This is a genomic window from Pseudomonas sp. D3-27 (assembly GCF_051132165.1).
Classification (GTDB): domain Bacteria; phylum Pseudomonadota; class Gammaproteobacteria; order Pseudomonadales; family Pseudomonadaceae; genus Aquipseudomonas.
Genome location: NZ_CP071667.1, coordinates 4,958,094 through 4,971,746, shown reverse-complemented (window position 1 = coordinate 4,971,746; position 13,653 = coordinate 4,958,094). Strand labels below are relative to the sequence as shown.

5 protein-coding genes are annotated in these 13,653 nt (G+C 62.2%); 4 read left to right on the top strand and 1 reads right to left on the bottom strand.

Annotated elements, in window-relative coordinates:
• Positions 1-9: 9 nt before the first annotated feature.
• From J3P92_RS22380 to J3P92_RS22365, 4 genes are all read left to right on the top strand, one after another.
• Positions 10-948: a DnaJ C-terminal domain-containing protein gene (locus J3P92_RS22380; RefSeq protein ID WP_420766236.1), complete on the top strand. Its 939-nt coding sequence runs from the start codon at positions 10-12 to the stop codon at positions 946-948.
• Between the two features lie 222 nt (positions 949-1,170).
• Positions 1,171-1,470, top strand: a complete 300-nt coding sequence (locus tag J3P92_RS22375) for a chaperone modulator CbpM (protein ID WP_434649086.1) — start codon at positions 1,171-1,173, stop codon at positions 1,468-1,470.
• Between the two features lie 111 nt (positions 1,471-1,581).
• Entirely contained in the window at positions 1,582-6,636 is a 5,055-nt protein-coding gene (locus J3P92_RS22370) for an NEL-type E3 ubiquitin ligase domain-containing protein (protein ID WP_434649085.1), read from the top strand.
• Between the two features lie 141 nt (positions 6,637-6,777).
• Positions 6,778-11,835 carry an NEL-type E3 ubiquitin ligase domain-containing protein gene (locus tag J3P92_RS22365; RefSeq protein ID WP_434649084.1) on the top strand — a complete coding sequence of 1,686 codons (5,058 nt, stop codon included), beginning with the start codon at positions 6,778-6,780 and terminating at the stop codon, positions 11,833-11,835.
• Positions 11,836-11,881: 46 nt separating this feature from the next.
• Here J3P92_RS22365 and ureC read toward each other — a convergent pair whose 3' ends face one another.
• Positions 11,882-13,582 (bottom strand): urease subunit alpha, encoded by a 1,701-nt coding sequence (ureC, locus tag J3P92_RS22360; protein ID WP_434608025.1) that lies wholly within the window; start codon positions 13,580-13,582, stop codon positions 11,882-11,884.
• Between the last annotated feature and the right edge of the window lie 71 nt (positions 13,583-13,653).

Sequence of the window (13,653 nt, the reverse complement as noted above, 5' to 3'; positions counted from 1 at the left end):
ATGCTTAAGATGGACTTCAAAGACTATTACAAGATCCTGGGTGTCGAGCCGACGGCCGACGATGCCACGATCAAGGCTGCCTATCGAAAGTTGGCGCGCAAGTACCACCCGGACGTGAGCAAAGAGAAGGACGCCGAAACCAAGTTCAAGGACGTCTCCGAAGCCTATGAGGCGTTGAAAAGCGCCGACAAGCGTGCCGAGTACGACGACCTGCGCCGTTATGGTCAGCACGGACAGCCATTCCAGGGACCGCCGGGTTGGCAGAGCCGTGGCGGTTTTGGTGGCCAGGATACGGGTGACTTCTCGGACTTCTTCAGTTCGATCTTTGGCAATCGCGGGCCGGGTTTCGGTGGCCGTCAATCGGGTCGCAGCGCCGGCCGTCGGGGGCAAGACGTGGAAATGGAATTACCGATCTTCCTGGAAGAAACCCTGTCGAACGAGTCGAAGAAGGTCAGTTTCCAGGTGCCGCAATACAACGCGGCGGGCCAGCACGTGAGCAATACCAGCAAGAGCCTGAACGTGAAAATCCCGCTGGGCGTGACCGATGGCGAGCGCATCCGCCTCAAGGGCCAGGGCGCGCCCGGCATCGGCGGTGGCGCCAATGGCGACTTGTACCTGACCATTCGTTTCGCCCCGCACCCCAAGTTCGACGTCGAAGGCCAGGACCTGATCATCACCTTGCCCCTGGCGCCGTGGGAATTGGCCCTGGGGACCGAGGTGGCGGTGCCGACCCTCACCGGCAAGATCAACCTCAAGGTGCCGGCAGGCAGCCAGAACGGCCAGCGCATGCGCGCCAAGGGCCACGGCCTGCGCAACAAGGCCGGCGAGCGCGGCTACCTGTTCGTGCAGCTCAAGGCCGTGATGCCCAAGGCCAGCGACGAATCGGTCAAGGCGTTGTGGGCCGAGTTGGCGAAGAAAGCTGCGTTCGATCCTCGGGAGCACTTCTGACCGGTAATCACAGGCCTGGCAACGCACGCCGTGGCGAGGGAGCTTGCTCCCGCTGGGCTGCGAAGCAGCCCCAAAACCATTCGACACGGTGCGCCAGGAAAAACCGGTAGGCAGGTTTTACGACTGCTGCGCAGCCGAGCGGGAGCAAGCTCCCTCGCCACAAAACCGGGTTTTCACAATCCTGGCTAGACTCGACAGTTGAAGCATTGGGAGAAGCAGACCATGAACGACCCGATCATCGAACTGAACCTGATGGAATTCTGTGAAGCCGCTGCGTTGGCGGATGTCCACGTGATTGAAATCGTCGAGCACGGCATCCTCGAGCCCCACGGCGCGGCCCCGACCGATTGGCGTTTCACCGATTACGAACTGGTCCTGGCCCGCCGGGCCGCCAAGCTGCGCCGTGAGTTGGAACTGGAATGGGAAGGTGTCGCCCTGGCCCTGGATCTGTTGGAGGAGGTCCAGCAGTTGCGATCCGAGAACCGTCGGCTGCGCCAGCAGTTGGGCCGTTGGGTGAAGTAAGAACGGCAGGCGTGCTCGCCGGGTCTTGCAGAAAAAAACGATAGATAATTACCGCACTGGCCGGTGGTGCACTGGGTAGGCTCGGGTTTTCCACTCTCAAGGATGATCCGCATGCCAATACCTATTCCTGCCATTGCCGACCCCGGCATGACGCCGCGGCCTGAAAGTCGCGGCGTCCACTTCGACCTGCTCAAGCAGCGAGTTCCCGATTGGTACATCGGGGCCGCCCTGCGGCGCCAGCAAGCGTTGAGCGACCACGACCTGGAACTCCCGGCCTGGTACGCGAAGGCTTCCCACGCAACCCGAATCCGTCTCAAGGAACAGCATGCGCGCTACCGCGACAGCTTGAACCTGATCGACAGTGCCTTGGGCAGCATCGAGGACATCCGGGCCTTTGCCAAACCGCTACTGACCCAGGCCATCCAGGAGGAATTCAAGCGAACACTGGACGTGGAGGCGGTTTATTACGCGCGCCAGTACGGCCTCAAGACACGCAAGGACCTGGGCAGCACGCTGCTTCACCGTCTGACGGGAGAGGCCTGGGATACCTACGAATATCGAGGCGCTTCGTTGTTGGAAACCGCGCTGGCGAACTTCGAACCCGACGAAGAGCTTAAGCTCGATTGCGACGGCTGCCATGTCATCACCACCACGTCACTGTCCGCCAGTGGTACGGCTAAGTCCACGCTGGAAGCCGTCCGGGCGGGGGCATTGCCAATCGCCCCGCACGCCTTTGCCAGGCTGTGCCGCAAACTGGACCTCGGACGGCGCTACCAGCAACACATTCGCGCCATTGCCCGACCCGCTGACGACGACGCTCGCAAGCGGCTCGACCAGCAACTGCGTGATCACCACAAACAATCGTTGGCGCTGAGTGTCGAAGTCGCCTGTGCCAAGGCGGACATCAGCCAGGACACGTACCAGATGTTGCAGCAAGTGATTGGCAATCACGACGGGGTCATGCTCGACGGGCGGCCGGTGACATTCACTTCGCTGAAAATCTTCGACGTCGAACTGGTCGGCCCGCTGCTGATCGGCCCCGACCGCGAAAAGACCCGGCGCCTGGAGCGAATGGTGGCGTATCTCCCGGGCGATCCCGAGCACCCGCTCAAGGAATACGCGTCCAGTACCGAGTTCATGATTGAACTGCGCCGACGCCTCCATGGCATCGCCTATCGGCGGTTCTTCAGTCGCTTTATACCGCTGAGCCAGCAAGGGACTTTTTTCAAGCAGTTCGACCAGCTCTACCAACCGTCTCCCCAGGCCGATGCGCAGTCCGACTATCCGCTCAAGCCCTCGTTGAAAAATTTGCGCATGGCTTCGTCGCCCATCACCGGCGCCCTGTGGGAAGCCTTGCGCCGCGAACAACTCCAGAAGATCGAGATGGACGCGCGAGCGGTGGCGGTGCCCACCGCCGATGAAGACAAGGTTGCCCGTCTGGCGCGCCTGGAGAGTTGGAAGAACACGGTGATCGACGTGCTCAACCAACTGGCGTTCGTGGTGCCCGCGTTGGGGCCGCTGATGCTGACCGTGGCGGCCGTGCAGATGTTCGAAGAAGCGTTCGAAGGGATCGAGGCGTTCGAGCAGGGGGAGACCAAGGAGATGTGGGCGCATTTTTCCAGTGTGGCGCTCAATACCGCGTTTATCGCCGCGGGCGCCAAAGTGCTGCCCAAGATCCAGGCATCGGTCCGGGTGGATCAATTGGAGGCGGTGGAACGGCCCAACGGGCAAGCACGTCTCTGGCAACCGGACCTTGTCCCCTACCGCAGCCCATTGCGCCCACCGGAGGGCGTGGTCCCGGACGCCCAAGGGCTGTACCCAGTGTCGGGTCGGACGATCCTGCCGCTGGACGATCAGTATTACGAGGTGCAACAGGATCCGGTCACTCACCGTTATCGCATTCGCCATCCTTCCCGGCCGCAGGCTTATCAGCCCAAGTTGACCCATAACGGCAGCGGCGCCTGGAGCCATGAGCTGGAGCGGCCGCAAGGCTGGCAAGGAACAACGCTGATGCGCAGGCTCGGCCATCGCCTCAAGGACTTCAGTGATGTCGAGCTTGACCAGATCCGTATCGCCAGCGGCATCACGGAGGACGCGCTGCGACGCCTGCACGTGGAAGGCGAGCCAATGCCCGCTTTGCTGGCCGATACCATCCAGCGCTTTGACCTGGCCCGACACGTCGACATCTTCATCGGCCAACTGCAGAGCGAGGAACCGTTGCAACAGGACCAAGCCGATCCCATGACCCAGTTGCACCTGCTCGCCGGCTACGGTCCGTGGCCCAGCGGGCTGAGGTTGAAGGTGGTGGACGGGACGGGCAAGACGCTTTGGCAATACGCCCGACCTTCGGACGGGGCGGCTCCAGTTCGCGATGTGATCCTCCCCGAGGAGAAAGTACGCACGCCATCGGTGTTAAAAAATCTGATCGAGGTCGTGGACGCGGCCGGTAAGGACCTGCTGGCCGGTACGAGCCCGCCGATCGCCAAAACGAACATGGAGGCTCGAATCCGCCAGTTCAGAAAGAACCTCGCCGAGGTGGCGAGGCTGGAAAAGGCGAACCTGCTGAGCGATTACTATGCCAGGCATCAAGTACCGGACGACGCTCGTGTCACACTGATCAAATCCCGTTTCCCCTCGGTCCCGACCGTGGCCATTGAACAGATGATCGCCCACGCCAGCACCGCCGAACTTCGGCAGATGGCGGCCTGGAATTACACCGACGCCACCCAGACCAAACCCATCCCGCTGCGTATTGCCGAGGAACTGCGCCTTTGCCAGCGAGCGGTGCGATTGAACCGTGCCTATGAAGGCCTGTACCAGCCGGCGCTGGCCACGGCGGACACGCCCCGGCTGGCGCTGGCGACCCTCCAGACCTTGCCCGGCTGGAGCGACACGGTGCGCATCGAACTACGTGATGACCATGGGGCAGGCAACTTGATCGACAGCATCGGGCCAGTGGACGCGGAACAAACCAAGGTGGTGGTCAGGGACGGCGACCGCTACAAGGCCTTTGATGACGGGGGCAATGAGTTGAGCCATTGGGGCAATGTCTTTGACGCGTTGCAACACGCCCTTCCGGATGCCGAGCGAGCAGCCATGGGGCGTCCTTCGATCCATCACGCCGCTTCGCTGGAAGCGGCGATCGGCGCCACGCCGTTGGAACGCAGCTCGCTGGCGCGGGTATTGAAGATGCAAACCACCCGATCCTCGTTCCGCTCACCGATGCGCCTGGTGTCGGGCAAGATCGGTTACCCGTTGAGCGGGCTGCGAGGGCTTTTGGGTCTGGGGCGTTCGCCGGAAAGTCGAGTGCTGGAGTTGTACCCGAACTTCACGAATGAGCAAGCCCGGGCGTTGGTGCGTTCCTTGGGCGAGGGCGCCGTGGCGGAACTCAAGCGCCGCAAGGTCGAGCTGGACATGCTTGAACGCGACCTTGACCGTTGGGCCAGTGCTACCACATGGATCGACACCGGCGACGATCGCGTCCAACAGGTGCCACTAGCGCGCAAACGTGGGGTGGCTGAGCAAATCAAGCGCTGCTGGAGGCGCCAGACGCCGACCGTGCGTACATCCGAAGGCCGCACCGCGGGGTATCAGCTTGACCTGGGCCGGTTGAGTGTCGGGCACCTGCCCGATCTGACGGCCGATTTCAGTCATGTGGCGTCGCTGAGGTTGGGAGGCATGGCGTTGACGCAGCAGGCCTGCGAGAGTTTTCTCTCGGGGTTCTCCGCGCTTCGCTGGCTGGACTTGTCCAATAACCGATTGACCGAGATTCCCCCCGCCGTGGAAACGATGAATGGCTTGACCAAGCTGTTGCTCGTAGACAACCACATCAGCCTGACGCCCCGAGGCGTTGAGATCTTGGAGGGACTTGCCCAACTCAAAGTCCTCGAGCTGACGAACAACCCCGTGGGCCGACTGCCGGATTTTCGCCACATGCGCGATCTGCGCGGCTTGGGGCTCAAGGGCACCGGGATCGACACCTGGCCCGTCGGCCTGCAAGGCTTGCCGCTGGAGTTCGTTGATTTGCGCGACAACCGGCTGACCGACGTTCCGGACGAACGGGTCGCGCCAACGGCCGAGAACGCCCATGCCACGGCCCGCGTCAACGGCGTGACCTTCCTCCAGGGCAATCCACTGAGCGAAGCGACCCAGCAGCGCCTGGGTGATTACTGGGCCGGCCTGTTGCAGGACCATCCTGAGTGGGTGACCGTGCGTCAACACGGGGCGTTTGGCCACGCGGCCACGGGAACGGCAGCCAACGTGCAGCAATGGCTGGAAAACCTGCCCTCCGGCCAATTATCGGAAAAACGCGCGTTGTGGCAAAGCCTGGCGAGTGAGCCGCAATCCGGCGAATTCTTTGAACTGTTGAGCCGCCTGGCCACCTCCTATCAGGGCGAAGAAAACTACGCTGACCTCCAGTTGCGTGTCTGGCAAATGCTGGAAGCCGCCGCTGGTTCCACTGAGCTGCGTGGGGAATTGTTCGAACTGGCGGGAGCGCCGGCATGCGAAGACCGCGCCGCGTTGTCGTTCAGCTATTTGGAAATCCGATTGATGATCCACAACGCCAAGGCCGCAGCGAGCGGCGAGGAAGAAGCGACAACGTTGATCAGGCTGGCGAAGGGTTTGTTTCGTCTCGACGAAGTGGAGCGCATCGCGCTCCAGGATATTCAGAAACGACGTGACGCCATCACTGTCCGGTCGGACCTGACGCCCGCCCAGAGAGCCCGGCAACTGCAGAACATAGAAGAAGTCGAGGTGCGCCTGGCCTACCGCGTGGGGCTCAAGGACCGGCTGGCGCTACCGGGCCAGCCCGAAGGCGGGCGATTTATTCACATGGGTAACGTCACCCCGCAGATGCTCGATGACGCGGCGAAGCAGATAATGGCGCTGGATGATTCGCCCCGCCTGCTGCAGTCGATCGTCGGACGGGAGTTCTGGGTCGACTTCTTGAAACAACAGCATCAACCGGCCTTCGAGACCTTGGCTGACACGCTGGTTATCCGGCAGCTTGAACTCGATGAGGCGAAAGCGGCGGGGACCCTGGAGGAGGCTGACCATGCCAGCCAATCCGAGGCACTGGGCTTGCAGCACCGGGTCAAGGAGGCGGAGCTGGTCCAGTCGTTGACGGAGCAACAACTGGAGGCGCAGGAAAGTACCGACCTGTAGGGCGGACCTGGGTCGAGGATGCGGTCACTGCGATAGGGGGCACCCCCGTCATGACTCGTCGAAAAAGCGATAAATAGTTACCGCATCCAGGCTGCCGGCAAGGGATAGGCTCGGGTTTTCCAACCTCAAGGACGACCCGATATGCCAGACCCTACAGCCGCCAAGACCGATACGCCCCCGACCTCCCAGGAAAAGGGCGAGCATTACGATTTGCTCAAGGGGCGCATTCCCGATTGCTACATGAACGCCACCGTGCAGCGCCAGCAGGCGCTGCGCGATCATGAGCTGGACATTCCACATTGGTACCTGAACGCTTCCCACCAGACCTTGGCCAGCCTCAAGAACAGCCACGCGCAGTACTGCAAGATTTTCAACCAGGTCGACTATGCGCTGGGCAACGTCCAGGATATACGGGACTTTGCCGACCCCTTGCTCACTCAGGCCATCCAGCAAACCTTCCGGCGTACGCTCAAGGTCAGGGAGGTTTATTTTGCCCGCAAATTCGCCGTCAAGACACGTACCGACCTGGGGGCCAACCTGCTCCACCGTCTAACGGGCGAGGCCTACGATACTTACCAATACCGGGGCGGCTCGCTATTGGAGGTCGCGCTGGCGAATTTCGAGCCTGACGAAGAACGCAAGCTCGACTGCGATGACTGCCATCTGATCACGACGACACCGGTGTCTGCCGATGGCACCCTGGCCCATACCCTGGAATCGGTGCAAGCGGGGAAGTTGCCGATCGCCCCTGGAGCGTTCATCAAGTTGTGCCGCAAACTGGACTTGGGGCGCCAGTATCAGGAACACGTCAAGGCCATTGTGCAACCGGACGATAATCAGGCCCGCGAGCGGCTGGACAACCAGCTGCGCGAGCACCACAAGCAGTTGTTGGCAATCAGTACCGAGATCGCCCAGGCCAAGGGCGACATCCGGCAGGACACGTACCGCATGCTGCAACGGGTGGTCGCTGATCAACCGGCAGGCGAACTGGACGGGCGCGCGGTGACGTTCACGTCGTTGAAGGTCTTTGACATAGAGCTGGTCGGCCCTTTGCTGATCGGGCCGGAGCGCGAGAAAAGCAACCGCCTGGAGCGCGTCGTGCTGTACCTTCCCGACGATCCTGAACACCCGGTGAAAGAGTACGCCTCCAGCGTCGAGTTCATGGTCGAGTTGCGGCGCCGCCTGCACCGTATCGACTACCGTCGCTTTTTCAGCCGCTTCGTGCCGCTGGGTGAGCAAGGCGCGTTTTTCGAACGCTTCAATCGCCTCTTCAAGCCCGCGTCGCAGGGCGATGCCAAGGGCGACTTCCTGCTCAAATCGGATCCGCCCAGGCTGCCGATGAGCGCCTCCGATATCCGTGGCGCCTTGTGGGAGACGCTGCGTCAAAATCAATTGCGCAAGATTCTCCAGGACGCGCGAACGGCGGCGGTGCCCACCGGTGATGAAGACAATAAGGCGCGTCTGGCGCGCCTGGAAAGCTGGGAAAACACGGTCGTCGATGTGCTCAACATGGCCGCGTTCGTGGTCCCCGGGCTCGGGCAGGTGATGATGGCGGTGTGGGCGTTGCAGATGCTGTACGAGGCGTTCGAAGGCGTCGAGGCGTTCGAACAGGGTGAAATCAAGGAAATGTGGGGGCATTTTTCAAGCCTGGCGCTCAACGCGGCGTTCATGGCAGCGGGCGCCAAGGTGCTTCCGCGCATCATGCCCTCCACGACGGTGGATCAGTTAACGCCCGTCACCTTGCCCAATGGAGAACCGCGTCTTTGGCGCCCCGACCTAACGCCCTACCAGAGCGCGCTGGAGCCGCCCGCGAACTCGGCGCCGGATGACCTGGGACTGCACCGTGTCAACGGTCGCGACGTCTTGCCGTTGGATGAAAGCCACTACGAAGTCCGGCAGGAACCAGCCACCGGGCGCTATCGCATTCGCCATCCGGCCCGACCCGATGCCTATCAGCCCGAGCTGACCCACAACGGCAGCGGGGCCTGGAACCATGAACTGGAGCAGCCGCGGACCTGGGAGGGAGCGACCCTCATGCGCCGGCTTGGCCATCGCGTCAGGGGTTTTAGCGACGTTGAGCTCGAACAGATACGTACCGTCAGCGGCACCAGCGAGGATGCGCTGCGGCGCATGCATGCCGAGGGGGAACCGGCTCCTGTCTTGCTGGAGGACACGATCAAGCGCTTCAGTATCGCGCGCCAGGTGGATGATTTTCTCCTGCATATGCACAGCGAGGATCCGCTGGAGTATGAAAAAGCCGATTCGATGACCCAGCTGCATTTGCTCACCGGCTACGGCCCATGGCCCAAAGGCTTGAAGCTGAAGGTGATCGACAGCTCAGGCAAGGCTCTTTGGAAATACGCCCCGCGATCCGATGAAGTGTCTACCGTCCATGAAGTCATCGTCAGTGATCAAGAAGTTCATTCCTCGGCATTTCCTGAAAACCTGATCAAGGCCGTGGATGTGGCGGGGAGCGATTTGTTGGCCAGCACGCGCCCGCCGATTGCGAAAACCGACATGCCCGCGCGGGTCCAGCAGTTTCGCAAGAATCTTCTAAAAGTGGCGGTGCGTGAGAAAAGCCAATTGATCAACGACCACTACGCCAAGGGCGATGTGTCGCAAGATCCACGTGTCAGGCTGATCAAATCCCGTTTCCCTTCGGTTCCGGCGGCTGCCATCGACCAAGTATTGACCCACGCCAGCCCCGCGGAAGTCGAGCAGATGGCGGGCTGGGACTACACCGATGCCACACAGACCAAACCCATCCCGCTGCGCATCGCCGAGGAACTGCGTCACTTCCAGCGGGCGATCCGTTTGAACCGGGCCTATGAAGGCCTGTACCACGAGAGCCTGGCCATGGCGGACACTCCCCGGCTGGCGTTGGCGACGCTCAAGAGCTTGCCAGGCTGGAGCGATACGGTACGCATCGAACTGCGGGAAGATTTCACCTCAGGGCGGTTGATCGACAGTATCGGGCCGGAGGACTCGACCCAGGTCAAGATCCTGGTCAAGCGTGACGGTCTCTATCAAGCCCATGACGACAGTGGCAACGACCTGAGCGGCCAGGGAAGCTTCTATACCGCCTTGCAACATGCCCTTCCGGACGCCGAGCGCCAGGCCATGGGCCGCCCCTCGATTCATCATGGCGCGTTGCTGAAGACGGCTATCGGCGCGGCGCCGGTGAGGCGGGGTTCATTGGCAAAGGTCTTGAAGATGCCGGCAGTCAAACCGTTGCTCGTGTCGCCAATGCGCCTGGCCTCGGGCAGATACGGCTATCCATTGGGCGGGCCGCTGGAATGGCTGCGCCTGGGCCGGTCGCCGGAAAGACGGGTGCGAAATTTGTTCCCCGATTATTCCCCTCAGGAAGCCCGGGTCTTTGTGCGGGAATTGGGCGACGGAGCGGCCGCGGAGATCGGGCGCCTTGAAACCGAGTACCGTACGTTGCGCAACGAGCTGGACCGTTGGGTCGCTTCCACCGAGACGGATGATGGGAACGACGACTTATCCGCGTCATGGCGAAGAGTCAAGCAGATCACTGCCGATCGTATCCGTAAATGCTGGAGACGCCAGTCCCGGGCTATCAGCGTGGTCGACGGCCGGCGTGTCGGGTATGAGCTTGATTTGAGCTGGATGCATGTGAGGTCGTTGCCGCAATTGTCGGCTGATTTCAGTCACGTGACCTTCCTGAAACTTTATAACGTGGGGTTATCGCAACAAACCTGCAACGGTTTCCTCACGCGCTTTCCTGCCCTTCGTTGGTTGGACATGAGCCATAACAACCTGACCGAGCTGCCTGAGGCGTTGGCGGCAATGCCCCGTCTGAGCAACCTCACGCTCGCATCGAACCAGATCGGCCTGACGCCGCGTGGTGTTGAGATCCTGGCCGGCCTGCCCGCCATGGAATTCCTTACCCTCCACGACAATCCACTGGGTCGTTTGCCGGACTTCGGCACCATGCCGGCCCTGACGGAGCTGTCGCTTCGAAACACCAGGATCGACACCTGGCCCACGGGCCTGCTGGAACAGCCGCTGGAGGAGCTGGACTTGCGCGCCAACCAACTGACCGAAGTGCCGGCACACGTGATCGATCCGCCCGCCGACCAAGCCCACGCCATGGCCCGGCTCAATGGCGTGACCTTTATCCAGGGCAATCCGATGAGCGAGGCGACTGGGCAGCGCTTGCGCGAATATTGGGCGAACCTACAGCAGGCCCATCCCGACTGGGTCGCCCCGCGCAGGCCAGGAACACTCCAGCTGGCGGCCAACGCTGTGGTAAGCATGCGGCCAGACGTGCGGCCATGGCTGCGTGATCTGCCGTCCGAACAACGAGAGGATAAAAAGGCCCTGTGGCGGTGCCTGCAGGCAGATCCGCAATCCGGGGAGTTCTTCCAGTTGCTGAGTCGGTTGATCGGGTCCTATCAGGACGTGGCTGACTATTCGGACCTGCAGGCCCGCGTCTGGCAGATGCTGGAGGCTGCCAGGGATTCCACTGAATTGCGTCGTGAGCTGTTCGAACTGGCCGGCGAGCCGGCCTGTGAAGATCGGGCTTCGTTGTCATTCAGCAACCTGGAAATAAAGATGATGATCCACAACGCCAAGGCCCTGTCGGTGGAAGGGGATGAGGCTGCCACGCTGATTCGCTTGGCCAAGGGATTATTCCGGCTGGATGAAGTGGAGCGGATTGCCCTGCGGGACATCCAGGGGCGCCGTGATGCAATCAACGGCCGTGAGGGGCTCACAGCCGCGCAAAAGACCGAGCTGATCAGGCTGATCGAAGAAGTCGAGGTCCGCTTGGCCTATCGTACGGGGCTCAGGGATCGGCTGGAGCTGCCGGGGCAACCGGGAGGGGGACGCTTCACCAACCTGGGGAACGTTTCCAGCGCCATGCTCGATGCCGCTGCCGCCGAGGTCCTGGCCCTGGACGGCTCGCCCCAAGAGATGCAGTCACTGGTGGGCCGTGATTTCTGGATCGACTACTTGAAGCAGCAGCATGCGGCAGATTTCCAGGCGTTGACCTACGCCCTCACTGAGGACCTGCTGGCGCTGGATGAGCAGAAAGCGGACGGAACCCTGGAGGAAGCTGACTACAACAGTCGAACCGAGGCGCTGGGCTTGCAGCAAAGGGTCAAGGAAGCGGAGCTGATCCAGTCGTTGACCCAGGATGAACTGGATTCGCCCCAGGAGAGTACAGACCTGTAAGACGAACCGGCGGCGAGGGCACTTGCCTTCTCGCCGCCGGCTCTGTTCAGAACAGGAAATAGCGCTGCGCCATCGGCAACACGTCGGCCGGTTCACACCACAGCAGCACGCCGTCGGCCTTGACCTGATAGGTCTGCGGGTCGACGTCGATGCTCGGCAGGTAGTCGTTGTGGATCAGGTCGGTTTTCTGCACGTCGCGGCAGCCTTTGACCACGGCGATTCTTTTCTTGAGCCCAAGCTGTTCCGGCAGCCCGGCCTCGGCGGCGGCCTGGCTGATGAACGTCAGGCTGGTGGCGTGTCGCGAGCCGCCGTAGCTGGCGAACATCGGCCGGTAATGCACCGGCTGCGGCGTCGGGATCGAGGCGTTGGCGTCCCCCATCAGGCTGGCGGCAATCGCTCCGCCCTTGAGAATGAGCGTCGGCTTGACGCCAAAGAATGCCGGGCGCCACAGCACCAGATCGGCCCACTTGCCCACTTCGATGGAACCCACTTCATGGCTGATGCCGTGGGTGATCGCCGGGTTGATGGTGTACTTGGCGATGTAGCGCTTGATGCGGAAGTTGTCGTTGCCTTCGCCGTCGCCGGGCAGGGCGCCGCGTTGCTTTTTCATCTTGTCGGCGGTCTGCCAGGTGCGCGTGATCACTTCGCCAACGCGGCCCATGGCCTGGCTGTCGGAGCTGATCATGGAGAAGGCGCCGAGGTCGTGGAGGATGTCTTCGGCGGCGATGGTCTCGCGTCGGATACGGCTTTCGGCGAACGCCACGTCCTCGGCGATGCTCGGGTCCAGGTGGTGGCAGACCATCAGCATGTCCAAGTGTTCGTCGATGGTGTTGCGGGTGAACGGCCGGGTCGGGTTGGTGGAGCTGGGCAGCACGTTGGGGAAACCGCAGGCCTTGATGATGTCCGGCGCATGGCCGCCACCGGCGCCTTCGGTGTGGTAGGTGTGGATGGTGCGGCCCTTGAACGCGGCCAGGGTGGTCTCGACGAAACCGGACTCGTTGAGGGTGTCGGTGTGGATCGCCACCTGCACGTCGTACTGGTCGGCCACGCTGAGGCAGTTGTCGATGGCCGCCGGCGTGGTGCCCCAGTCTTCGTGCAGCTTCAGGCCGATGGCGCCGGCCTTGACCTGTTCGACCAGCGGTTCCGGCAGACTGGCGTTGCCCTTGCCGGTGAAGCCCATGTTCATCGGGAAGGCATCGGCGGCCTGCAGCATGCGCGCCAGGTGCCACGGCCCGGAGGTGCAGGTGGTGGCGTTGGTCCCGGTGGCCGGGCCCGTGCCGCCGCCGATCATGGTGGTGACGCCGCTCATCAGGGCTTCTTCGATCTGCTGCGGGCAGATGAAGTGGATGTGGGTGTCGATGCCACCAGCGGTGAGGATCATGCCTTCGCCGGCAATCACTTCGGTGCTGGCGCCGATGGCGATGGTGACGTCGGGCTGGATGTCCGGGTTGCCGGCCTTGCCGATGGCCGCGATGCGTCCCTCTTTGAGGCCGACGTCGGCCTTGACGATGCCCCAGTGGTCGATGATCAGCGCGTTGGTGATCAGCGTGTCGACGACCTCGGCAGCCAACAGCTGGCTCTGGCCCATGCCATCGCGAATCACCTTGCCGCCGCCGAATTTCACCTCTTCGCCGTAGGTGGTGAAATCCTTTTCCACCTCGATCCACAGCTCGGTGTCGGCCAGGCGGACCTTGTCGCCGACGGTGGGGCCGAACATGTCGGCGTAGGCTTGGCGGGAGATTTTCATGTGCTTGCCTTGAGATTCAATTGAATGTTGAAGCCGTTCGCTGCGCTCACTCATCGCGAGCAAGCTCGCTC

Bases quoted from the DNA above. Each gene is read 5' to 3' on its own strand.
- J3P92_RS22365 (WP_434649084.1), top strand. From the start codon at position 6,778: ATGCCAGACCCTACAGCCGCCAAGACCGATACGCCCCCGACCTCCCAG.
- J3P92_RS22370 (WP_434649085.1), top strand. From the start codon at position 1,582: ATGCCAATACCTATTCCTGCCATTGCCGACCCCGGCATGACGCCGCGG.
- ureC (WP_434608025.1), bottom strand. From the start codon at position 13,582: ATGAAAATCTCCCGCCAAGCCTACGCCGACATGTTCGGCCCCACCGTC.
- J3P92_RS22380 (WP_420766236.1), top strand. From the start codon at position 10: ATGGACTTCAAAGACTATTACAAGATCCTGGGTGTCGAGCCGACGGCC.
- J3P92_RS22375 (WP_434649086.1), top strand. From the start codon at position 1,171: ATGAACGACCCGATCATCGAACTGAACCTGATGGAATTCTGTGAAGCC.